The organism is Escherichia sp. KS167_9B (assembly GCF_030295215.1).
Lineage (GTDB): Bacteria > Pseudomonadota > Gammaproteobacteria > Enterobacterales > Enterobacteriaceae > Escherichia > Escherichia coli_F.
Window position 1 is genome coordinate 143,453 of record NZ_AP025755.1, and the last position, 23,506, is coordinate 166,958.

Consider the following 23,506-nt stretch of genomic DNA (forward strand, 5'->3'; position numbering starts at 1 on the left):
AATGTTGTATTAAATGAATATAAATACTAAGGACTCATTATTCTGACTGAATCATTCCTTACCCCCTCTGTATGCTCTCAGAGGGCTTTTTTTATTTCCGGAATAAATAATAAAATAAAGATGCGATTCCGGCACCACCATTTACATCATTACCCCTGACATACAGTACCAGAATCGCATTAATGCATGTTACAAGTTTTGTTTTTTCATGTCCAGAATAATGGGGGGAAGCTTCTGTTGCGAAATAATATGCAAATCATGTCTTCTGGTGTTTGTTTTTTAACTTATTGTCTTACTGGTGCTTTGCTTATAGTGACTGATAACTCTTCGGTTTGTTATGAGTATAAAAAACCCCTGGTAACACAGGGGCAAGAGAACAAATGAATGCTCAGTGTATGTTGCACTTTAAACTAATCGAACTATAGAGGAGGTTGTTACATTTCCACTTATAAATCACCCACTCCTTTTTTGCAATAGATTAATATTAATTGTGAAAACTTTGTGATATTGATCAGGGTATTTTTAGTTATTTATTGACCATGTACTCTGCCATAGTTTCTGCGTATCAACTGATAAGAGATAAGTTTTTTGTGTTTTTATTAAAAATGTGATCCATCTTGCAAAAAAATAATCGTATAAACATGATGGGGTTAATGGGTAAATGTATATGTCTTTAAAGTATTGTGCAGATGGTTATTCTTGTTTCTGTTTGATCGAATGGTTGTTTTGTCTGGTGTGAGTTTGTTGATGCGTATTAATTATACGCCAGGAACTTAAGTTAAGTATTGAAATCAGTGGACTGTACGGTTAAATTTTTGTTTCAGCGTAGCTGATTCATCGTTATTCGAATATGACCAACGCACCTGTAATTGTTGTTTCTCTTGGAGCCCCCCACTTTTTGTGGGGATTTTTTTATTCCGTGTGTCGTTAAAAGGATACGCCCGGAAAACGTAATTGTTCCACATAAGAATAATTAATCTGAGCAAGTTATTTCATCCTGTCTTGTACAGAACGTTCCACCACATATTGCGATTTTTATTCTCACGTAAAATATATTCTGCTGGTTTCAGTAATTCGGGAGATTTATGAGGCCTTTTACTGTTGTACAGTACCGGGGGCGTATTTTCATGGAAGGAAATCACTCAATAACCGATCTCCTTCACGGTAATACGCATGAACAACAGAGAAAAAACAAAGATAGCTGATGCCCTGAGACAAACATATCCCCTGACAGAATTACTGCATGTTCTGGGCCTTGCCCGTAGCAGTTATTTTTATCACCGGGCTGCACTGAAAGCCGGTGATAAATACGCCACGATACGTACGATGCTGACAGATATCTTTAACAGTAATTACCAGTGTTATGGCTATCGTCGCCTGCATGCGATGCTCAGGCATGAGGGGGTTCGGCTATCAGAAAAGGTTGTACGCAGACTTATGGTGGAGGAACAGCTTGTCGTCAGCCGTAACCGTCGTCGCCGCTACAGCTCATATTGCGGAGAAATCGGACCGGCTCCGGATAACCTTATCGCCAGAGATTTTAAGGCGGAGCAACCTAATCAGAAATGGCTGACAGATATCACGGAGTTCCAGCTCCCTGCAGGTAAAGTCTGGCTATCACCGCTCGTGGACTGCTTCGATGGAAAAGTTGTGAGCTGGTCTCTCAGTACACGTCCCGACGCTGAACTGGTCAACACCATGCTGGATAATGCGGTCGAAACGTTAAATGCTGGCGAACGACCGGTGATACACAGTGACAGAGGTGGGCATTATCGCTGGCCAGGCTGGCTGGAAAGAGTGAATGCAGCAGGTCTTATTCGCTCAATGTCCCGTAAAGGATGTTCACCTGATAATGCCGCATGCGAAGGCTTTTTTGGCAGACTGAAAACGGAAATGTATTATGGGCGTAAATGGTCGGGCATCACGCCAGAAAAGTTCATGCAGCAAGTGGATGCTTACATCAGATGGTATAACGAGCGGCGTATAAAATTATCGCTGGGTGCCGTCAGTCCCAAAACGTACCGCCAACAATGCGGACTGGAATGATAAAGCAGTCCAAGAAATCGTCCGCATCCCCGTTTCTGTGCGCGGTCGGAGTGGTCCCGACGAGGGTTTACCCGAAGTCGGGGCGTATCTCCGCGTTAGCGGGCCGTGAGGGCCGCTTACGAGCGTGTACTGAGAACTTCCAGCAAGGATACAACCCACGCCGTTACTGGTCGCGGAAAAATCTAGGTTTCCGGCTGGAACCCCTTGATCTGAGCTCTCAGTAAATATCAATACGGTTCTGGCGAGCCGCTTACGTTCTTTGAACGCAGCGGCTATCTCACGGGTGGTCATCCCTTTGGCATACAACGAGAGGAGCTGGTTATCCATCCCGGTAATACGGGTCTGATTTTTCTTTACCAGTTGTGGTTCGAAGGTACCGTCACGATCGCGCGGAGTACGCAGTTCCAGTGGACCGTCGCCTGTGATAACGGTCTTTGTGGAATAACCGTTGCGGGAGTTAGCTCCTGGTCTGGACTGATTTTTCTCATACCCAAGATGGTGTGTCATCTCTGCATTGAGAGCGGCTTCAACGCTGAGCTTTTTTAGCAGCCGATCAAACTGACTGAGGTCTTCAGGGGTTTTGAGGTTTTTGGCCAGTTCGTTAGCCAGAGCCTGTAACTGTTTTTCGTCCATAAATTAACCTTCATTTGATGCTGGATTGAACATATCAAAATCAGGCAATTACACAAATCTATGTACAGGCTCCACCAAGGGAATATCGACGTCAGCCAAGCTGAAACTATGTGATTGCCGTCAACAGTTACTGTTCAGTATTCTCCGTCCATCAATGGATTTAGCCGAATATAGTGATATATTATCTAAATTATAATAACCTTTATATTTCTGTTTTAAAAAGTTTATAAGCTCCATCTTATTTCCTACAAGATATTCACCAAAATTTGGATCAAAGAATAAAGAATGCCGACCATTTTTTATAAATGCTGTAGTATGTGACATTGTACCATTTGAAAGAGATAAATTAATAATATAAGAATCATCCTTTATATTATAGAGTTCAACAGGATTTACACCCCCTTTTATTTTTTTTAGGTGTATCTTTCCGTTTTTTATTAAGTATGGGTCTTTAATGGTTCCGCTTTCATATGCAAGTAACATTCCTCTGTATCTTGAGGAAAATGCATATGTCTTGCTAAAAAAAATGAAATCACACTTTATGTCGTTTAATTTGTTATATATATAATCAATACACATAAAAAAACATAATCCATTATATATGCTTCTGTCTGTATGTTGAGACTTTATGAATTCAGTTTGAGAAAACTTAAATATATTTTCCATATGGATTTGCCCCTATATTTCCAGACATCTGTTATCACTTAACCCATTACAAGCCCGCTGCCGCAGATATTCCCGTGGCGAGCGATAACCCAGCGCACTATGCGGATGCCATTCGTTATAATGCTCGAACGCCTCTGCAAGGTTCTTTGCTGCCGTTAACCCGTCTGGTTTGGGCATGATACTGATGTAGTCACGCTTTATCGTTTTCACGAAGCTCTCTGCTATTCCGTTACTCTCCGGACTCCGCACCGCCGTGTTCTTCGGTTCAAGTCCCAACATCCGGGCGAACTGGCGTGTTTCATTAGCCCGGTAGCATGAACCATTATCCGTCAGCCACTCCACTGGAGACGACGGAAGATCGTTGCCGAAGCGGCGTTCCACCGCTCCCAGCATGACGTCCTGTACTGTTTCACTGTTGAAGCCGCCAGTAGTCACCGCCCAGTGCAGTGCCTCACGATCACAGCAGTCCAGCGCGAACGTGACACGCAGTCTCTCTCCGTTATCACAGCAGAACTCGAACCCGTCAGAGCACCATCGCTGATTGCTTTCTTTCACGGCCACTCTGCCTGTATGTGCCCGTTTCGATGGCGGTACAGCAGGTTTTCGCTCAAGCAACAGCGCATTCTGGCGCATGATCCGGTAAACACGTTTGGCATTGATCGCAGGCATACCATCAAGTTCTGCCTGTCTGCGAAGCAGCGCCCATACCCGACGATAACCATACGTGGGCAGCTCTCCGATAACATGGTGTATACGGAGAAGCACATCCGTATCATCAGTGTGACGACTGCGGCGGCCATCCATCCAGTCATCGGTTCGTCTGAGAATGACGTGCAACTGCGCACGCGACACCCGGAGACAACGGCTGACTAAGCTTACTCCCCATCCCCGGGCAATAAGGGCGCGTGCGCTATCCACTTTTTTGCCCGTCCATATTCAACGGCTTCTTTGAGGAGTTCATTTTCCATCGTTTTCTTGCCGAGCAGGCGCTGGAGTTCTTTAATCTGCTTCATGGCGGCAGCAAGTTCAGAGGCAGGAACAACCTGTTCTCCGGCGGCGACAGCAGTAAGACTTCCTTCCTGGTATTGCTTACGCCAGAGAAATAACTGGCTGGCTGCTACACCATGTTGCCGGGCAACGAGGGAGACCGTCATCCCCGGTTCAAAGCTCTGCTGAACAATTGCGATCTTTTCCTGTGTGGTACGCCGTCTGCGTTTCTCCGGCCCTAAGACATCAATCATCTGTTCTCCAATGACTAGTCTAAAAACTAGTATTAAGACTATCACTTATTTAAGTGATACTGGTTGTCTGGAGATTCAGGGGGCCAGTCTACCATATTTATCTGTATGTTTTCCATGTTTATTTCTGAACTTTAGAGTAAGATTATAACTTAATCTGACATAGGTTTTTTATGATATATATCATTGAAATTGTAATTTCATATATATGTATACATGAGAGTGAGTGGTACTGTAAGTGACCTGAATACTTCAGGGCTTCACTGCGAAATTCAGGCGAATGCTGTTTACGTGTTTTTTTGCTGGTTGATACTGTTTTTGTCATGTGAGTCACCTCTGACTGAAAGTTTACTCACTTAGCTGCGTGTCCACTATTGCTGGGTAAGATCAGGTCTGTTGCCTTCTTTCCGCAGGACGGGCAGGCACGGCTGCCGCATGAGCAGGTCAGGTACTTTACGTGATGACAGTCCGGGTTATCACACCCGAACTCTTTTACACCCAGTATCCGTGTGCACAGATAAAACATTCTCCAGGAAAACCGGGGCGATTCATTGATTTGCGGGGGATAAATCATTGCATCTCTCCGGAGGTTTTTGGTCATCAGCTCAGGGAACACTCACCATGGGGGTGGGTATTGCGCCTACAAAAACGCTGGCTAAAAGTGCACAGTGGGCAACAAAGCAATGGCCACAGTTTTCCGGTGTGGTCGCGCTGACAACAGAAAACCGTAATCGGATCTTGAAGCTACTGGGGCTGCAGCCAGTTGGTGAGGTCTGGGGAGTAGGACGCAGACTGACGGAAAAGCTGAATGCGCTGGGTATTAACACAGCACTGCAGCTGGCGCAGGCTAACACGGCATTCATCCGGAAAAACTTCAGCGTCATTCTTGAGCGTACGGTACGCGAACTCAACGGCGAGTCCTGCATATCCCTGGAAGAAGCACCACCGGCAAAACAGCAGATTGTCTGTAGTCGCAGTTTTGGTGAACGAATCACAGACAAAGATGCCATGCACCAGGCTGTTGTTCAGTATGCAGAGCGGGCCGCAGAGAAACTACGTGGGGAGCGTCAGTATTGCCGGCAGGTGGCGACATTTATACGAACGTCACCCTTTGCAGTGAAAGCCCCCTGTTACAGCAATGCCGCTGTGGAAAAGCTTCCATTCCCCACACAGGACAGCCGGGACATTATTGCCGCAGCATGCAGAGCGTTAAACCATGTCTGGCGTGAAGGGTACCGCTATATGAAGGCAGGAGTCATGCTGGCTGATTTCACACCATCGGGTATAGCGCAGCCGGGATTATTTGATGAAATCCAGCCCCGTAAAAAAAGTGAAAAGTTAATGAAAACACTCGATGAACTGAACCAGTCGGGAAAAGGGAAAGTGTGGTTTGCGGGGCGAGGAACCGCCCCTGAATGGCAAATGAAACGGGAAATGTTGAGTCAGTGTTATACAACTAAATGGCGAGATATTCCCCTGGCCAGGCTGGGTTAGTTCAGTCATCTCCGAACATATTTTCAGCGTTTCTTCTGGTCTGGTCTTCACCGTCATTTCTCGCCAGGCTCTGCTCTGTAAGAGGAGCACTACAATCCACAGACGTATGGAGACCAGATTGTTTTTCCAGTAATTCAAGCAATTTCTTTTCAACCGAAAAAGCACCTGGTATTACGCTGGAAATCACCTTATTAATATCATCCAGAGTCGTATTTTCTGTCAGTAACTCCGATATCAGCAAAGGAAGACGTTTATCTATAGCTGCAAACGCCGCACCAGTAACTAACATCGCGCGCATGAAACGTCCCCGCTCCTTCAGTTTTTCATTTGCAATGAGCTCATCTGCTATCTTATCTCCTGTCCGTTCATCCGGGAAAAGTTCAAATGAGCAGCGTCTGGATTTATTTTCATCACTCATTAATCACACCACCTTTCATTTTTATCATTCCCATGACTAAATCAAACTGCGGGGATGAGCTCAGATAAAAGCGCTTATCAGGAACCCTAGTCAGGTTCTTCACAGCCTCGGACACAATTTCAGCCCCACCACCAACACACATTACATGTGTATAGTCGGTGAAACGGCTGATGACATCATTAACTCGTTTAATAAGCAACTTCTGCCGTTCATTGATAACATTAATGATAGACTCACGCTGTTCAGCATTATAAATGCGACGGGAAAGGTAGTCAGGTTCATTACGGTGCACAATGATATTGTCAGCCTGGAATGAGCTCACTCTTGTATTAGCATGTACAGCCATCTGTTCCTTAACCCCGGATGTAATCAGGGACACGCCGATATTCGGATCACACCAGGTTTTTGTAATCCCTGTCATTTTGCTACGAACATGCGACACATCAAGAGTTGTACCACCGAGATCTACGATCAAAAGGGATTCATCATCCTCAAGCCCCGCAAGAACACTGAAACCAGCGGGAATACTTTCAGGAAGAACGGAAACACTGCGAATAACAAATGCATCACTCCCCTGCACCCGTACTTCACGCATCACATTTTTTTTCTTTCTTTCAATGTTTTGCTTATTTTTCTGATTGTTGGCGTCAAGGTATTCAGAGATCGGCAATGTGACGATGACATCAACAGGCTGCGCTTTCAGGCCGGTCTGCTGTAGCGCATGCTGAATGGCCACAACATTCACATCACTGTACTGATAGCGTGTTTCAGTCGTTACGACAGCATCAGCACTTAATGGATCAAATGAAAACTTCTCGCCGTCGATCTCGTAATTAGCCGGGGCAGCATCATCCAGTAAACTAAAAGACCATTCCGGTTTAAAGCTGTTAGGGCTGATTAGCGTTTTCACGTCACCATCCTCCAACCAGGCAAGTTTAATGTTGGTAGAACCATCATCAATAAAGATTTTCATAACCAGTCTCCGTTGCTCATAAACAAATAGAAAAAACAAACATACTTCATACATATAATGTATATTCAATTATAATGAAAAAATGGTCTTTCTGAAAAGACAAATACAACATAAAAACACGATAAATTGCATGTGCATTGTACACACAACTTTAAGACCGAGGAAATCATAGATACAAAAACATTATGAAGGTTATATGTGATACATAAATGCAATATAAAAACATCTTTGACATCATGGTTCAGGTTAAGGGAAAAGGAATGAAATGGTGAAACTGAGAGGAAAGGAAAGCGGTGACGAATCATGTCACCATATACAGAAAGATGTCTAATGGGGACTCTTCAGGTACCTGAAGAATCCCCATAACGCATTTAAAAGACACCCATCAGATACCCTCAAGGTACCCTATGAATTATTGACCTATTGCACCGTCACGTTCAAGCTTCTCTCTTATAGCCTCAATAATATATGAGCTAAAATCCAGAGATGTTTTACTGGTCGCTTTAAGTTCCGCATGTGCTTCAAAATACGACAGCGGTATGGCCTTAAGATTCTTAGCCTTCGTCCTGGCAGCTACGGGACGACCTGAAACTTCCTCTGCACCTTCATTTGGCTGAGACGGGACTGTTGCTGTTACGGCAGAAGAAGAAGTTTGTAATCTGGCAGAATCCACCAGGTTTTTCAGTTTTTCAGCCTGTGCACTAAATTTCGCTTTGCTCATGAGATAACCCAGGATGTTTGTTAGATACTCAAAAGATATCTATTAAAAGCCTAAAGGATACTATATGGATACCCAATAGATATACCTTACTGTTTATTATTTTCAATCAGATGATTGATTTCTTCGATCAGGGCAATAACTTCCTTACCTCCTGCCGAATAGCGCCCATGAACAGACTCAGTGATTCCCATCCCAGTCTCAATGACATCCTCAAATTCTGCACGAGCAGAAATGCGGCTCTTCATCAGCTTCAGATGTTTGAACGATGGCAGGATTGCATCAAGCTTAGGGAATTTCTTCTTGTTAGGATTAACTTTACAGAGATACAGGTGAGCAATTATATCGGTCCCCATGATAGAGCTGATTTCGTCCAGTACTCCATCAAAATGCATCAAACCAATACGCTCAGTCAGGGAATCTTTTGAAGGGACAATAACGCAGTCTGCAAAGGCAATCGCAGTACGGGTAAGATCTGAGTCAAATCCCCCACAGTCAATAAGTAACGTCTTATCGCTGTTCTTGTAGGGAGTCATAATTTCGATTAACTCATCCACTGTTTTGGGTACTTTCACGGAAATTTCTTTTCCTTCAGGTCTCAGCCCCAGAATGATAGAAAGCCCAGTATGAGTATCCAGATCAACTGTATCAGACTTCATTTCACCAACAATGTTTACGGATGAAGTTGTCTTACCCACACCACCTTTGGGATGCGTATTAGCAATAACAGGCATAGTGTATCTCCAGAATCCAAATGTAATACCCATAAAGAACCCCAAAGACATCTTTCGGATATCCAAGAGGTACTCAACAGATGTTTTTTTACTCTATACCAGTCCGGCATGTCAACAGAATATGAAATACCGATAATATATCCATGAGATATCCGAAAGGGATTTAAAAAAGTCAGAGCTTAAGGAATTCTTTTGAGCATAGACACTGCATCGGACTCAGGCATCGCAAACTGCACCCGGTGCCGTGCAGCCACATCCAGTGCAAACACCTTCGTGTAGACCTCTGTTGAGCTGATGGACTTATGCCCCATCAGGCTCTGCAGGACCTTCAGTGGAATACCGGCATACAGCATATGCATCGCATAGGAGTGGCGGAATGTATGTGGTGTGACAAGAACAGAGAACGTCACACCGTCAGCAGCAGCGGCGGCAACCGCTTCCCCAATCCAGGTCCTGACTGTTCTGTCCGTCACTTCCCAGATCCTCACTTTCTCTGTTCTGCCGGTGCGACAGTTACGCCGCTCCCTGGGGATTTTCAGTGTTGCCACCATCGTCTGCAGCTGGCTGAGGTACCAGGCATCAGAGATGCGGAACCAGCCGGTGAGTCTGCTTACCGGCCGGCGATCTTCCTGCCGTTCTGGCTGTCTTTTCGGTCCGTTGTTTCAGGGTCGCAAGCTGCACAAACGGATACGGAGGCGCGAGCGAAAAATCCCCCCGTGTCAGCGCCAGTGCTTCATTAATGCGCGCACCGGTGTTCCACAGTGTGGCCAGCAGCATCTTGCGGCGCAGATCCGGGACGTAATGGAGCAGGGCACTCACTTCCGGAGCCAGCAGATATTTCGGCAGTTCATCATGGACCATCGACATCTGGCGAAGTGCCAGAGCTGCCGGATAATCAATGACAGCAGGAAGTTGTGGAGACTGTCCGGCAGAATACACTGCCGGTACCATGGCTGCAGACTGGCTGTGTATAACGGAGCCTGACATTTATATTCCCCAGAACATCAGGTTAATGGCGTTTTTGATGTCATTTTCGCGGTGGCTGAGATTGTCAGCGCCAGTGATATAAGACGGTAATTCGCCATTTGGATTGTCCGCTCCACCCAACATGTTGTTTCCTTAAGGTTCTCACACCAGAAAGGACATCAACATGCTGAGCAGAGAGGACTTTTACATGATAAAGCAAATGCGCCAGCAGGGCGCGTACATTGTCGATATTGCGACTCAGATTGGTTGCTCTGAACGGACGGTCAGACGCTACCTCAAATACCCTGAACCGCCAGCCAGAAAAACCCGCCACAAAATGGTTAAGCTGAAACCGTTTATGGATTACATCGACATGCGCCTGGCAGAGAATGTCTGGAATAGCGAGGTTATCTTCGCGGAGATTAAGGCAATGGGTTATACGGGCGGACGTTCCATGCTGCGTTACTACATCCAGCCCAAACGTAAAATGCGTCCGTCAAAAAGAACAGTTCGCTTCGAAACTCAGCCAGGATACCAGCTCCAGCACGACTGGGGCGACGTTGAGGTGGAGGTTGCCGGCAACGGTGCAAAGTTAACTTTGCGGTTAATACGCTGGGGTTCTCCCGCCGCTTCCATGTCTTCGCCGCACCAAAACAGGATGCTGAGCATACCTACGAATCACTGGTTCGCGCCTTCCGCTACTTCGGATAGATAATAGCTTTATCAAGTAATTTAATACTATCCATTCCATTAACTCTTTTTTAAAGATAAAAAACTGTACCATAGTTTGTTTAAATAACATAGATAATCGTTACAAGATTATTGCAGAAATCTATATCATATAAAAAGCCAATATATTATTTATATACTAACGTTCACGTAAACTTTCATTAATAGTTTCATTTAATGGGCTAAGAAGATAGCTGATAACACTACGCACTCCTGTTTTTATTTCTGCCATAACCGTCATTCCAGCTGTAACAGGAATTTTTTTTCTTTCTCCCTGTATATCATTCCGATCAATAGATATAATCACGTTAAATACAAGTCCTGTATCCGGAACAGAAACAGGATCTGCAGTTATATTTTTTACTTTCCCCGTAAGGTAACCATAGCGTGTATATGGATATGCATCTACTTTAATAACTACCTCCTGTCCAGGTTGTATAAAACCGATATCCTTGTTAAGTACAGACGCTGTAACTTCGAGAATGTCATTATCAGGGACAATCATCATCAGCGTTTCTGCTGTTGTGACAACTCCACCTTCTGTATGTATATTTAACTCCTGAACAGTACCACTAACAGGAGCTTTAATAAAAGATGACGCTTTTCTCTGCCTGTTTTTTTCAAGCTCATGCTCCAGTAACACAATGTTATCTGTTGATTTTCTGTGCTTCTCGATAATTTCACTTCTGAAAATATTCGTCTCCAGTGCCAGTTCTTCCCGCACAAGTTCTATTTCTTTTTCAAGTTGAGAAACCTGTGCAAGCCAGACTGCATGTTCATTTTTTGCCTGAATATACTTATTTTCCTGCTCCATAACTGAATGTTGAGAAACAGCTTTTTTATTCAACAAATACTTAAAATCATTGAGTTTTTTTCTTCATGTGATACCTGATGCTCATACAGGCTAACACGAGCAAGCGCTGCATCCCGTTCAACTACTTTTTTATTTAATGTAAGCTGCTTTTGATTTTTTCTGTTCTGCCATGTCATGAATTGTTCTTTTATTAATGAGCTAACCCTCAGAAAATGTTCACCTCCCGCGTTATCTTCTCCACCAGGAAAATCTGTTATCCTTATTTCTGGAAGCTCATTCTTTTGAATTGATTCAGAAAGAATTGCGTAGCGATATTGTTCTGTTTTTTCATACAACAAAGATGCTTCTGATTTTGAAATATCAGATTCAACACCAGGCACTGTCAATTCAACTAATGGATCATTTTTTTTACAAAAGCGCCATCTTTTACCATTATTTTTTCTACAATTGCATTCTCTATCGGTTTTATTTCTTTGCTTCTTCCACTATGAGTAAACTTACCATTTGCTACTGAGACTATTTCTACTTTCCCAAGGACAGATAAGAGAAGAGATATAATTACAAATAATAAAATACTCCATATAACAAAATGAGAACGTCTGGATACTGGTGTTTCAATGAGTTCAAGGTGAGCAGGAAGAAATGCATACTCATCTTTTTCTCTGACAGGAGCGTCAAGTGTGTGACGAATTTTCCAGACATCAGAAAAAACCGCCTTATAACGGCAAATCAAATCCCATAAACTTTTCATGTAAAAGCGCATACATTATGCCTGCAAATGATATAAATATGCATATAAACTGTCTTTTTTGGAGATAAGCTCTTTATGTGTGCCATCTTCAGAAATAATACCATTATCCATAACAATTATTCTTTTTGCATTTTTTACAGTGGACAACCTGTGTGCAATAATAATTACGGTTCTGTTCTTACATATTCTTGACATATTTTTCATTATTATATTTTCCGACTCATAATCAAGAGCACTTGTTGCTTCATCAAAAATAAGAATTCGAGGATTTGTAACAAGAGCCCAGGCTATTGCGATCCGTTGACGCTGCCCTCCTGAAAGACCAACGCCCTGTTCTCCAACAATAGTATTGTACCCTTCTTTTAGTTCCGTAATAAAATCATGGGCACCTGCAAGTCTGGCTGCCTCAATTGCCTGCTCCATAGATACAGTCGGAGAAGCTAATGTAATATTATCGATAATACTACGATTTAATAGAGTATTTTCCTGCAATACAACACCAATCTGGCGTCGTAACCATTCTGGATCAGAAAGTGATAAATCATGCCCATCAATTAAAATCTGTCCTGTCTCTGGTATATAAAAGCGCTGAAGCAGTTTTGTTAATGTACTTTTTCCTGAACCAGAACGGCCAACTATACCGATAACATCCCCCTTCGATATGTATAAATTAATATTATTTAAAATAACATTGCCGTCAGAAGAATACCGAAACCTAACATTTTTAAATTCGATATCCCCCTGAATTTCCGGCAGTATATTTCTGCCTGACTTTTTCTCTACCGGTGTATTTAATACATCTCCAAGGCGCTCAACAGAAATACCAACTTGCTGAAAATCCTGCCAAAGATGAGCCAGTCTGATAACAGGAGCAATGACCTGACCTGCAAGCATATTAAACGCGATTAACTGCCCGATGCTTATCTCTCCCGATATGACAAGATGTGCTCCCATCCAGAGACTAATTACCATTACACTTTTCTGTATCAGCTGTATACCCTGCTGCCCTGTCATTGCAACCAGATTTACCCTGAAACTGGAAGCAACATACCCGGCCAGTTGTTTATCCCATGTAGCAATCATTTGTGGCGATACTGCCATGGATTTAATTGTATTTATTGCTGTTACCATCTCGACAAGAAAAGCTTGATTTTCTGCATTCCTGAGAAATTTATCATCAAGACGTCGACGTAATAAGGGTGATATAAACAATGACCATATAACATAACAAGGTAGTGACAATAATATAACCAGTGTTAATTGAGGGCTGTAATACCACATGACACAAAAAAATATTACAGAAAAAATAGATCAAGAACTGATGTCAACGCTTGTCCGGTTAAAAAATTACGAATTTGTTCCAGTTCCCTTACTCTGGCAACGGTCTCTCCGACCCTGCGATTTTCAAAATATGAAACAGGTAATGCAAGCAAATGTCTGAATAACTTAGCACCCAGTTCAACGTCAATACGACTTGTCGTATGAGAGAAAATATAAGTTCTGGCTCCGGTTAATATCACTTCAAAAATTATCACTATAATAAATGCCATTGTAATAATATTTAACGTTGAAAACCCCCGATGAACTAAAACCTTATCCATTACAACCTGAAAAAAAAGAGGTGTTATTAACGCAAGAAACTGAATAAAAGCAGAAACAGTTAACACCTCAAGTAAAATCTTCCTGTATTTCACAACAGAGGGGATAAACCAGGAAAAATCAAATTTAGCTAACTCTCCGACTACTGTTGCTCTTGACGTAACCAGAATAACTTTTCCCTGATACAGTTTTTCGAACTCATCCCGGCTAAAAGTTTGTGACTGATGCTGTTCAGGATCATAAACAAGATAGCGTGATGAATCTTTAGTTACACGAGATAATATATAATGCTTACCGTCATCCCGCCATATCAACGCAGGTAATGGAATCATTGATAATCTGGCAAAATGTTTTTCTACATATTTTGCTTTTAAGCCAATGGATTTCGCTGCCAGTAACCATTCAGTCACCCCAAAATCTTGTGTGTGGGTATTAAACTGATGCCTTATAGTTTCAGCATTGACAGTTATATTATGATATTGTGCAAGCAATATCAGTGTATACAAGCTACTATGAGAACTACATTTACTCATGATAAAACGATGCCCATTCCTCCTGGAATGGGCATCACCTCCGCTTTTAGTCTCAGACAGTTGTCGTTAAAATTGTTGAGTGTGTGTTATTTTGATGTAAGGCTAAATTATATAAAGATGCTAATCGTTCATCACCTGAATCTAACCCTGAAACTGAAGAAATAATTTTGTTAATATCATTGGCAACACTGGTGATATTAACCATATTTTTTTCTGATGCTATAGAACTAGCTTTTATATAACCTGACCAATCATTATTTTTATGAGGTATGTTATCAGATTTAATTTCACGACCATCTTTATCTGTTATAATCTCAACAAGATGATTATCTGCTCCTGAGGCATCTTTCGCAAACCAGTTTTTAAATGTTATCCCATTGACATCATTTGACTCATTAAATGATAGTACACCATTAATGGCTTTATTCATGATAAGATCATTTCCCACTTTCTTAAATGCGATATCATCAAAGCTAATATCAGATAAGTGCAGGCGATCTCCTTTACCTCCTTCATCTGCAATTGTATGATGACCATAGTTTTGCCGATAAACATAAATATCATTACCAAAACCGCCATTCAGATAGTCATTACCTTCCCCTCCATCCAGAAGGTCAATACCACCACCATAAAGTTTATCATCACCAGTGCCACCTGACAGAATATTATAAGCTCCGTGTGCCTGAAGCTCATCATTACCGCTTCCTCCTGTCAGATAATTATTACCATCCCCTCCACTCAATTTATCGTTTCCACTACCACCAAATAACTGGTCGTCGCCCTGTCCTCCGGATATATAATCATCCCCATCATCGCCGTATAGTCGATCATTACCATAATTACCTTCGATATAATCGTTCCCATCTGCGCCATGGAATATATCATTAAACTTACCGCCTTTGAATTCATCATCATGTTTTCCGCCGATGAGTTCTTCAACAGAATGTAGCTTATCTATCACATCATAAGAAATTCCACCGGCTCTGAATTCAAAATCACGATATTGTATTTTCTCTGTTCGCTTTCCCACTGACACCTCCTGTTCATTAACGACTTCCTGCAATACCTTCACGTCACCATACATATTTTTTGAAACTATATACTCACCAGGTTTCGATGCTCCTGTTGCATCAATTGTTAGTTTGCCAGCATCCGTCTTATTATAAGATACGGTGTCATGGCCTTCTCCAGCAAATACTTCTGACGAGCCTGAGCCAGAATAAACAATATCATTTTTATCTCCGAGCTCAGAAATTATTTTCGCCTGATGGTATTTATTATCCTTTTCAACAAACTGAATCAGATTTGAATAATCATATACACCTTTATGACTTTTTAATCCTTTTACAGACCATGTATCCTTACCATTTACAATAAGAGATGTCATATATTCATATTTACCACTCTGTTTTCTTTCTCTGACTTCTTCTCCTGGGGTAAATGTTGGTGGATTTACAAATGTCAAAACACTTGATACATTACCTGTTGAAAGGTCTATGGTCCCTTTTTGAGGATCAAAAACTTGTTGTGTAAACTCCTTCGGTTGATCCTCTAAAAGCCCTCCATTCTCCAGATAATTAATATATGCCTTACCACTCTGACTACGATCAGCATTACGGGTTATACCTGCAAGTTCACCGATCTTCTCATCCCAATGTTGCTGAGTTATTGCGACAGCTCTTTCTACTGCATGCTGACGAGAAAAATCTGCAAGCAAAGACAGAGAGTCTTCTAAAAATGCAGCATGTCTTGCATCATAGCCATTCTCAAAATAATTTTTGCCATGCTCCTTTTCCCATTCATTGATCCGAGCAGCGAATTTATCTGCAACGTGCTCAAACATAGCCTGTTTTGATGCTTCCAGAATGCCAGATATCGTACCGGTTAATGCACTCACTAGCATGCTTATCGGGGCCCCTATGAGGGATGCACTGGAGGCTGCACTAACTCCCGCAGATACAGAACTCAGAACAGTATTTATTGTTGTCAGGGCTGCATCTATAGCTCCGGTTTCTTTATGAAAGGCTGCAAGTAAAGCATCCCCTTCATAATTCAATTTTTTAAATCGTTCAGAATATGCTTCAAGCTGCTTAGCTCGCTCAAATTTATCTGCAATAGCCAGGAAAGAAAGAGGACTGATAGCCAGCATAACAGCCGATGTGATCAGACCCGCACTTGCAGCTGTTGTCGATAAGCCCTGTGCCATTCTCTGAGCCAGAATATATTGTGAAACAGCTTTACCAACATTTCCCAGAACCTGAGTTGTCAGTTCGATACCTGCTGCTGCTTTTGTTCCTGTATGTGCGTCACTGTTTCCCAGAATAAAGCTTGCTGATACAGCTGAAAGAATTCCAGAGATAACATCCAGCCCATCCCCCAAGGGGCCCAGGTCAGGTAAATTTTGTAATTTTCCACCAACAGAACTTAAGCTAGGTTTACTGGATAAAAATGAGCCAAGCTGGTTAAGCTGCTCAGAAAATGAATCAACAGTACTGTTTATACTTGATACTGTATCTACAAGGTGATTAATAAGTTCAATACTATTTTTGGCAATATCATTCTGACTTATATCCTCTCCTCCCCGTTGTTTTCTCAGCAATTCATCAAGAGCCATGCCTGATAAGGCAATCCCCGTAAAATTATGTAGTGCTGAAAGAACTGTTCCGGCTTTTCCCAGATTATTACCTACATTCTCAGCGGTTCCGCCTATTTTACTCCCAACGTTCTGATACTTCTGCAGAAGTTTATCAAGTTGTGGTGCGAATATTGCAACACCACGTTCAGTTAATCCTAAAACTTTTTCTGCTGTACCAAAAAACTGGTTTGCAATCGCTGTATCATCTCGTTCAGTACGGTGTATTTCTATTCCAAGCTCATCAGCAGCTTTGACCAACTCATTAATACCCACGCCCTGAGCTTCATAATCATCAGGTATTAATAATATGAGTTTTTTTCCAGCGGTACGTACGTTTGATGATGCTGTATTAAATGCTGATTTTGTAGTCGATGTCGCATTGCTGAAAATGTTCTTTATTTTATTTACTGTCATATTAGTTTGCTTTCTCAATATTAAAATTAAAATCTTGTCTATTTTTTACTTCAGACATAAGTTCATGATGGTATTGCCTGAATATTTTTGATGCCAATTTTTTATCTATCCCCCCACCATGAAACTCAGCTATTTTCCCTGTTTTACCATACTCATCTAACCTTATTGCTCTGAATAACTCATAAGGATACTTTTTCCTCATGTGTTTATATAAGTCCATGTTGTGTCCAAATGGCGCTATCCAGTCAATAAACCACTTCCTTTCTCCCGATATCCAGTCCTTTGCATACAAAGATGTTACATCATTTATATATTTCACCTCGCATTCCAGATCTAAACTGGCCCAGCTACAAAAAGCTACAGGAAGGTCATCCTTTGTCAGCAAAGCAAATTGATTTGTCTGAATGGCAGGTATGACATTAATAGCAAAAACAGACAGAGGCCATTTTCTATGCAGCGGAGAACAGGCCCATAACCATGCAACCTTTCCCATGACATCAAAGACATTAGATTTCATAATATTTAAAGATGTATAAAATTCAAGAATGGTAAAGAAATTAAAATAAAGACACAGAAATCATATTATTTGAAAAATAAACATCTAAAAACAAAAAGCTACCGCAAGGAGCTCCCCTCCTAACACAAACAACTATAATATATTGGCTACAACTCTTATGCATATTACAGATGAGTTATATTATAATACTCAGATGATTGTTTTGTAAGATAACAAATGATTTTCATATGAGTCCCCTGCTACAAAAACTTTATTAAAGAGGTATCAGACAGATTACAGCAAACCATTTGGTTACAGTTACCAAAGAAAACCCACTCAAGTTTCATACTGAAGGTATTCTCATCCAGCATTGAAGTGGTCAACAAAAACTGGTCACCGCGTTAGAGTTTTTCCAGTATCGATTTTCCGATTCGTTTGGGGGTAACCCACCGTTATATTCGTGCGGTCTTAGTGCGCTGTAATATCCAACGATATAGTCCGTTATGGCGTGAGCTGCCTCGCTGAAGCTTACGTAACCCACCACCGGCATCCATTAACCCCGGGGCAGTCACTGAATGAGGGACCAGCAGCGGTAAAATAACCTGCATAATTTCATAATGATGCCTCTGTTAGTTATGAAGGTTTACGTCATTAAAATTGCTGTTCGTGGTGTCAGTCCTATGGTCTGGCGTCGGCTGAGGATTGCAGCCGATACATCACTGGCTGCACTCCATTTTATTATCCAGATCATTCAGGGCTGGGGTGATGACCACCTGCACCAGTTTCATATTTACGGTAAAGATTACGGTATCACTTACGAGGGGAGCATTGGTTTTCCGGATAAGCCGGAAACCGGATCTGCGCGGCGGGGAACGGGCAGGAAATATGATGATTAAGCAACTTACATAAAATCATATCAGATATGATTTTTACCTGTCAGAATATTATCAGATGGAGCGTGCAGGATGGATGAAGAAAGGGTGTTTTCACTCAGCTATGAGCAACTAACCCGAATAGCGGAAAAAAATATCCGTGAATGTGGGCTGGACAGCCAGAGCGCCAGGTGCATCAGTGAATTGAAGGCCTCAGCTCTGCTGTGGTTGTGGTATCGAGTAGGCAGCCTGACGGCTGCAACTTGTCATGGTCTGCCATTACCGCTATAAAAACAGACAATGTTATTGTCTTTCAGGTGGTTATATGGCCCGTTCAGCTAAACCCCGTAAACGAAAACCTGCACCTCAAAGAAGCAAACTTCCCCGCTATGTCGTGAAGCTTCACGACGATGACTTCTTTGACGAAGAAGACACAGAAGTTCTGCGCTTTGATAATTTTGACGATGCCGTTGAGTGCTGCGCTGACCTGGGTATTCCGTTCTTTGTGGATGCGGGAAACAAAAAGCTGGTCTTCTGGTTTGTACGTGTTGATGACGAAGGGTATCCGGAAATAGCCCGCTGCACGGAGCGGGAATTTGCAACCATTTTTGCCGGTATCAGCGCCGGCGGCATGTACTGTCCGGAGTGCGGCACGGTTCACTGGCCGGACGGAGTCACCCCGCCCTTCTGATGTTTCCCCGTTTTGCCGATATTTTTCAGCAGGGAAACCTCTGGCTTAACTGGCTGGAGAAGCAGCCGGAAGGTTCAGTGCGTCCGGTGGTGATTGAGTCGGTGACAAAAATCAGGTGGAGAGGGATGTATCAGCAGTTACTGAAAGTTGCCCCGCTGAAGTGCATCCTGTGCGGGAGTCAGATGCATTTTACGGGGCTGAAGCGGGGTTACCGTCTGGCAGATCTGGTTGTGATGCATGAGCCACTGGCGCGAATGTGGGTATGCAGCTGAAAGCCGCAGAGGGGAAGTTGCGTCCATTTTCAGGGAAATGGAGCAAAAAACCGCCACTTATGCTTTGTATCAATCAGTATCGCCCCGTTCGATAGTCGTTTCCTTTCATATGGTGTACAAGGAATGTCGAAGAAACATCCGTTTCGTGATGTTTTTTTAATCTTTTTGGGATTTAAATTCCTGTCGATGAACAAGAAAAGTATAAAACCATTACTTAACATGATATTAATAGTAAAAAAAATCCAGACGACCAGTCAATTAACATATATAACACTATAAAAATAATATAAAAAAGCGAGTACACCTCGACATATAACATGATGCAACTCACAAAAAAAAAATAAAAAAATTGCAAAGACCGTTTAACTAATCTCAAATATCCGTGAAACAACATGACGGGAGGTAACATGAAAAAGCTAATGTTGGCAATTTTTATTTCTGTATTATCTTTCCCCTCTTTTAGCCAGAAAGCTGAATCAGTTGACTCTTCAAAAGAGAAAATTACATTAGACACTAAAAAGTGTAATGTTGTAAAAAACAACAGTGAAAAAAAATCAGAAAATATGAATAACACATTTTACTGCTGTGAACTTTGTTGTAATCCAGCCTGTGCTGGATGTTATTAAAATCATAGAGGGAATCTTTATTCTGATTCCCTCTATATTATATGTACTGGTGCTAAGAAAATCATACTAAAAAACAACGCTTTTATATTATATGGCCAGAATATTTTAATAATGACCTTATATTTTACGACGATTAAAATTCTAGTGACAGAGCAAGAAAGTAATGCGAGAAGATAAACTAAAGTATTTGCTTGAAATTTATAGAGAAAATGAAAGAAAGATAAAAGAGCTGGAACAGATCAAAAGCCATATATCTCAGTTAGAAGTCGCAGTGCTTCGAATTAATAACCTAAAAGTGCGAGAAGATATTGATTCGCTGTTAAAGAGTTATAATTATTAATGCTAATAAAAGCCAGTTTGTGACAGATAAAACAGAGTCATGTAAGTCGCGGACAGCGGTATCGCTTGTTTTTTTAATTTACTATACGTCAAGCTGCCCCTATTATTTCATTCGTTACTGGCGATATTATAAACGTTATGTCGCTCTTGTTTCCCTGCAGTAATCACTTATATAACATTTCTTCATCAATGCGAACAGATGTAATGACAAACGTATTGACGAGTAACAGATGCCGCGTCAGCGGCATGTAAGGCGGCATACTGTTGTTTCATATGGCACAGAAATAAAACCGCCGAAGCCCGGCGTAAGCCGGTACTGATTGACAGATTTAACCTTACCCACCCCATCCTGTTAAGCCATACCCACTTTCAGCCATGACAGAGCCTCTGTACGCGGTCGGAGTGGTCCCGACAAGGGTTTCCCGCAGTCGGGGCGTATCTCCGCGTTAGCGGACCGTGAGGGCCGCTTACGAGCGTGTATGAGAGACGTTGTCAACGCCACGATGTTTGACCGTTATGGGGATGCAGACGATTTCCTAGACTGCTTTATCATTCCAGCCCGCATTGTTGGCGGTACATTTCAGGGCTGACTGCACCCAGCGATAATTTTATACGCCGCTCGTTATACCATCTGAGTAAGCATCCACTTACTGCATGAACTTTTCTGGCGTGATGTCTGACCATTTACGCCCATAATACATTTCCGTTTTCAGTCTGCCGAAAAAGCCTTCACATGCGGCATTATCAGGTGAACATCCTTTACGGGACATTGAGCGAATAAGACCTGCTGCATTCACTCTTTCCAGCCAGCCTGGCCAGCGATAATGCCCACCTCTGTCACTGTGTGTCACCGGTCGTTCGCCAGCATTTAACGTTTCGACCGCATTATCCAGCATGGTGTTGACCAGTTCAGCGTCGGGACGTGTACTGAGAGACCAGCTCACAACTTTTCCATCGAAGCAGTCCACGAGCGGTGATAGCCAGACTTTACCTGCAGGGAGCTGGAAATCCATGATATCTGTCAGCCATTTCTGTTTTGAGACAGTTATGAAAATTAAAATCCTGCACAAGCAGGGAATGAGTAGCCGGGCGATTGCCAGAGAACTGGGGATCTCCCGCAATACCGTTAAACGTTATTTGCAGGCAAAATCTGAGCCGCCAAAATATACGCCGCGACCTGCTGTTGCTTCACTCCTGGATGAATACCGGGATTATATTCGTCAACGCATCACCGATGCTCATCCTTACAAAATCCCGGCAACGGTAATCGCTCGCGAGATCAGATACCTAGGATATCGTGGCGGAATGACCATTCTCAGGGCGTTCATTCGTTCTCTCTCGGTTTCTCAGGAGCAGGAGCCTGTTGTTCGGTTCGAAACGGAACCCGGACGACAGATGCAGGTTGACTGGGGCACTATGCGTAATGGTCGCTCACCGCTTCACGTGTTCGTTGCTGTTCCCGGATACAGCCGAATGTTGTACATCGAATTCACTGACAATATGCGTTATGACACGCTGGAGACCTGCCATCGTAATGCGTTCCGCTTCTTTGGTGGTGTGCCGCGCGAAGTGTTGTATGACAATATGAAAACTGTGGTTCTGCAACGTGACGCATATCAGACCGGTCAGCACCGGTTCCATCCTTCGCTGTGGCAGTTCGGCAAGGAGATGGGCTTCTCTCCCCGACTGTGTCGCCCCTTCAGGGCACAGACTAAAGGTAAGGTGTAACGGATGGTGCAGTACACCCGTAACAGTTTTTATATCCCACTAATGACTCGCCTGCGCCCGATGGGGATCACTGTCGATGTTGAAACAGCCAACCGCCACGGTCTGCGCTGGCTGCACGATGTCGCTAACCAACGAAAGCATGAAACAATCCAGGCCCGTCCCTGCGATCGCTGGCTCAGCATCCATGCTGGCACTGCCTCCAGAGAAAAAAGAGTATGACGTGCATGTTGGTGAAAATCTGGTGAACTTCGACAAATCCCCCCTGCATCATCCACTCTCCATCTACGACTCATTCTGCAGAGGAGTGGCGTGATGATGCAACTGCAACATCAACGACTGATGGCGCTCGCCGGGCAGTTGCAACTGGAAAGCCTTATAAGCGCAGCGCCTGCGCTGTCACAACAGGCAGTAGACCAGGAATGGAGTTATATGGACTTCCTGGAGCATCTGCTTCATGAAGAAAAACTGGCACGTCATCAACGTAAACAGGCGATGTATACCCGAATGGCAGCCTTCCCGGCGGTGAAAACGTTCGAAGAGTATGACTTCACGTTCGCCACCGGAGCACCGCAGAAGCAACTCCAGTCATTACACTCATAGAACGTAATGAAAATATCGTATTACTGGGGCCATCAGGTGTGGGGAAAGCCCATCTGGCAATAGCGATGGGCTATGAAGCAGTCCGTGCAGGTATCAAGGTTCGCTTCACAACAGCAGCAGATCTGTTACTTCAGTTATCGACGGCACAACGTCAGGGCCGTTATAAAACGCCGCTTCAGCGTGGAGTCATGGCCCCCCGGTTGTTCATCATTGATGAAATAGGCTATCTGCCGTTCAGTCAGGAAGAAGCAAAGCTGTTCTTCCAGGCCATCGCTAAACGTTACGAAAAAAGCGCAATGATCCTGACATCCAATCTGCTGTTCGGGCAGTGGGATCAAACGTTCGCCGGTGATGCAGCCCTGACCTCAGCGATGCTGGACCGTATCTTACACCACTCACATGTCGTTCAGATCAAAGGAGAAAGCTATCGACTCAGACAGAAACGAAAGGCCGGGGTTATAGCAGAAGCTAATCCTGAATAAAACGGTGGATCAATATTGGGTCGTTGGTGGAGATATAAT

Annotated in this window: 14 protein-coding genes and 15 pseudogenes; 10 read left to right on the forward strand and 19 right to left on the reverse strand. The window is 43.0% G+C overall.

Annotated features, from left to right (window positions below; all coding sequences use genetic code 11):
- Nucleotides 1–1,173 precede the first annotated feature (1,173 nt).
- A pseudogene (locus tag QUE34_RS27515) lies at nucleotides 1,174–2,046 on the forward strand (IS3 family transposase); the annotation flags it as partial.
- Here the strand turns inward: QUE34_RS27515 and QUE34_RS28780 are convergent.
- The 5 genes and pseudogenes from QUE34_RS28780 to QUE34_RS27535 all read right to left on the reverse strand — a co-directional run.
- Nucleotides 1,990–2,205 (reverse strand): replication-associated protein RepA4, encoded by a 216-nt coding sequence (locus QUE34_RS28780; RefSeq protein ID WP_502877073.1) that lies wholly within the window; start codon nucleotides 2,203–2,205, stop codon nucleotides 1,990–1,992. The pseudogene QUE34_RS27515 and the gene QUE34_RS28780 overlap by 57 nt on opposite strands.
- 96 nt (nucleotides 2,206–2,301) lie before the next feature.
- Nucleotides 2,302–2,679 (reverse strand): annotated as a pseudogene (locus tag QUE34_RS27520) (transposase); the annotation flags it as partial.
- 120 nt (nucleotides 2,680–2,799) lie between these two features.
- A complete protein-coding gene (locus QUE34_RS27525; RefSeq protein ID WP_001355468.1) occupies nucleotides 2,800–3,162 on the reverse strand; it encodes a YopT-type cysteine protease domain-containing protein in 363 nt (120 codons plus the stop codon).
- A gap of 195 nt (nucleotides 3,163–3,357) precedes the next feature.
- Nucleotides 3,358–4,586, reverse strand: a protein-coding gene (locus QUE34_RS27530; RefSeq protein ID WP_088895425.1) for an IS3-like element IS2 family transposase whose coding sequence is annotated in 2 segments (ribosomal slippage) — nucleotides 3,358–4,271 and nucleotides 4,271–4,586 — 1,230 coding nt in all. Because the reading frame shifts where the segments join, the coding sequence is not laid out codon by codon here.
- 385 nt (nucleotides 4,587–4,971) lie between these two features.
- A pseudogene (locus QUE34_RS27535) lies at nucleotides 4,972–5,100 on the reverse strand (transposase zinc-binding domain-containing protein); the annotation flags it as partial.
- A 30-nt stretch (nucleotides 5,101–5,130) separates the two neighbouring features.
- Between QUE34_RS27535 and umuC the strand changes: the two are divergent.
- Nucleotides 5,131–6,077 (forward strand): annotated as a pseudogene (gene umuC / locus QUE34_RS27540) (translesion error-prone DNA polymerase V subunit UmuC); the annotation flags it as partial.
- A 1-nt stretch (nucleotide 6,078) separates the two neighbouring features.
- Here umuC and QUE34_RS27545 read toward each other — a convergent pair.
- From QUE34_RS27545 to QUE34_RS27570, 6 genes and pseudogenes are all read right to left on the reverse strand, one after another.
- Complete coding sequence (locus tag QUE34_RS27545) at nucleotides 6,079–6,495, reverse strand: plasmid partitioning/stability family protein (protein ID WP_001278817.1); 417 nt, start codon at nucleotides 6,493–6,495, stop codon at nucleotides 6,079–6,081.
- On the reverse strand, nucleotides 6,488–7,468 hold the full coding sequence (locus QUE34_RS27550) for a plasmid segregation protein ParM (protein ID WP_000688516.1): 981 nt from the start codon (nucleotides 7,466–7,468) through the stop codon (nucleotides 6,488–6,490). Before QUE34_RS27550 ends, QUE34_RS27545 begins: the two co-directional genes overlap by 8 nt.
- Nucleotides 7,469–7,880: 412 nt before the next feature.
- Complete coding sequence (locus QUE34_RS27555; RefSeq protein WP_000030204.1) at nucleotides 7,881–8,189, reverse strand: molecular chaperone GroEL; 309 nt, start codon at nucleotides 8,187–8,189, stop codon at nucleotides 7,881–7,883.
- Between the two features lie 86 nt (nucleotides 8,190–8,275).
- Nucleotides 8,276–8,920: a ParA family protein gene (locus QUE34_RS27560; protein ID WP_001144034.1), complete on the reverse strand. Its 645-nt coding sequence runs from the start codon at nucleotides 8,918–8,920 to the stop codon at nucleotides 8,276–8,278.
- 179 nt (nucleotides 8,921–9,099) lie between these two features.
- Nucleotides 9,100–9,907 (reverse strand): annotated as a pseudogene (locus QUE34_RS27565) (site-specific integrase).
- Nucleotides 9,908–10,030 (reverse strand): putative type II toxin-antitoxin system PemK/MazF family toxin, encoded by a 123-nt coding sequence (locus QUE34_RS27570; RefSeq protein WP_001364100.1) that lies wholly within the window; start codon nucleotides 10,028–10,030, stop codon nucleotides 9,908–9,910.
- Nucleotides 10,031–10,070: 40 nt separating this feature from the next.
- Between QUE34_RS27570 and istA (QUE34_RS27575) the strand changes: the two are divergent.
- Nucleotides 10,071–10,594: pseudogene (gene istA / locus QUE34_RS27575) on the forward strand (IS21-like element IS21 family transposase); the annotation flags it as partial.
- Here istA (QUE34_RS27575) and QUE34_RS27580 read toward each other — a convergent pair.
- The 6 genes and pseudogenes from QUE34_RS27580 to QUE34_RS27605 form a co-directional block, all read right to left on the reverse strand.
- Nucleotides 10,594–10,688, reverse strand: a pseudogene (locus QUE34_RS27580) (transcriptional regulator); the annotation flags it as partial. The pseudogenes istA (QUE34_RS27575) and QUE34_RS27580 sit on opposite strands and share 1 nt — an antisense overlap.
- A 66-nt stretch (nucleotides 10,689–10,754) precedes the next feature.
- A pseudogene (ehxD, locus tag QUE34_RS27585) lies at nucleotides 10,755–12,192 on the reverse strand (enterohemolysin T1SS ABC transporter subunit EhxD).
- 3 nt (nucleotides 12,193–12,195) lie between these two features.
- Nucleotides 12,196–14,315 (reverse strand): annotated as a pseudogene (ehxB, locus tag QUE34_RS27590) (enterohemolysin T1SS ABC transporter permease/ATPase EhxB).
- A gap of 49 nt (nucleotides 14,316–14,364) precedes the next feature.
- On the reverse strand, nucleotides 14,365–17,361 hold the full coding sequence (ehxA, locus tag QUE34_RS27595; protein ID WP_286338983.1) for an enterohemolysin EhxA: 2,997 nt from the start codon (nucleotides 17,359–17,361) through the stop codon (nucleotides 14,365–14,367).
- A 1-nt stretch (nucleotide 17,362) separates the two neighbouring features.
- Complete coding sequence (gene ehxC / locus QUE34_RS27600; RefSeq protein ID WP_001355427.1) at nucleotides 17,363–17,878, reverse strand: enterohemolysin-activating lysine-acyltransferase EhxC; 516 nt, start codon at nucleotides 17,876–17,878, stop codon at nucleotides 17,363–17,365.
- 358 nt (nucleotides 17,879–18,236) lie between these two features.
- Nucleotides 18,237–18,410: pseudogene (locus QUE34_RS27605) on the reverse strand (IS3 family transposase); the annotation flags it as partial.
- A gap of 64 nt (nucleotides 18,411–18,474) precedes the next feature.
- Here QUE34_RS27605 and QUE34_RS27610 point away from each other — a divergent pair.
- From QUE34_RS27610 to sta1, 5 genes and pseudogenes are all read left to right on the forward strand, one after another.
- On the forward strand, nucleotides 18,475–18,753 hold the full coding sequence (locus QUE34_RS27610) for a plasmid pRiA4b ORF-3 family protein (protein WP_000982737.1): 279 nt from the start codon (nucleotides 18,475–18,477) through the stop codon (nucleotides 18,751–18,753).
- Between the two features lie 69 nt (nucleotides 18,754–18,822).
- Nucleotides 18,823–19,020, forward strand: coding sequence for a hypothetical protein (locus tag QUE34_RS27615; protein ID WP_001355426.1), 198 nt, complete (start codon nucleotides 18,823–18,825; stop codon nucleotides 19,018–19,020).
- Between the two features lie 34 nt (nucleotides 19,021–19,054).
- The gene (locus tag QUE34_RS27620; protein WP_000124091.1) at nucleotides 19,055–19,420 is read left to right on the forward strand and encodes a hypothetical protein; all 366 of its coding nucleotides are present in this window, start codon (nucleotides 19,055–19,057) and stop codon (nucleotides 19,418–19,420) included.
- Between the two features lie 110 nt (nucleotides 19,421–19,530).
- A pseudogene (locus QUE34_RS27625) lies at nucleotides 19,531–19,692 on the forward strand (IS91 family transposase); the annotation flags it as partial.
- Between the two features lie 407 nt (nucleotides 19,693–20,099).
- Nucleotides 20,100–20,318 carry a heat-stable enterotoxin ST-I group a gene (gene sta1 / locus QUE34_RS27630; RefSeq protein WP_001355425.1) on the forward strand — a complete coding sequence of 73 codons (219 nt, stop codon included), beginning with the start codon at nucleotides 20,100–20,102 and terminating at the stop codon, nucleotides 20,316–20,318.
- A 708-nt stretch (nucleotides 20,319–21,026) separates the two neighbouring features.
- On the opposite strand, the pseudogene QUE34_RS28785 reads toward sta1, so the two are convergent.
- Nucleotides 21,027–21,083, reverse strand: a pseudogene (locus QUE34_RS28785) (hypothetical protein); the annotation flags it as partial.
- Between the two features lie 123 nt (nucleotides 21,084–21,206).
- Nucleotides 21,207–21,691: pseudogene (locus QUE34_RS27635) on the reverse strand (IS3 family transposase); the annotation flags it as partial.
- Here QUE34_RS27635 and istA (QUE34_RS27640) point away from each other — a divergent pair.
- A pseudogene (istA, locus tag QUE34_RS27640) lies at nucleotides 21,669–22,698 on the forward strand (IS21 family transposase). The pseudogenes QUE34_RS27635 and istA (QUE34_RS27640) sit on opposite strands and share 23 nt — an antisense overlap.
- Nucleotides 22,695–23,467, forward strand: a pseudogene (gene istB / locus QUE34_RS27645) (IS21-like element helper ATPase IstB). The pseudogenes istA (QUE34_RS27640) and istB overlap by 4 nt, the downstream one beginning before the upstream one ends.
- Nucleotides 23,468–23,506: the final 39 nt, after the last annotated feature.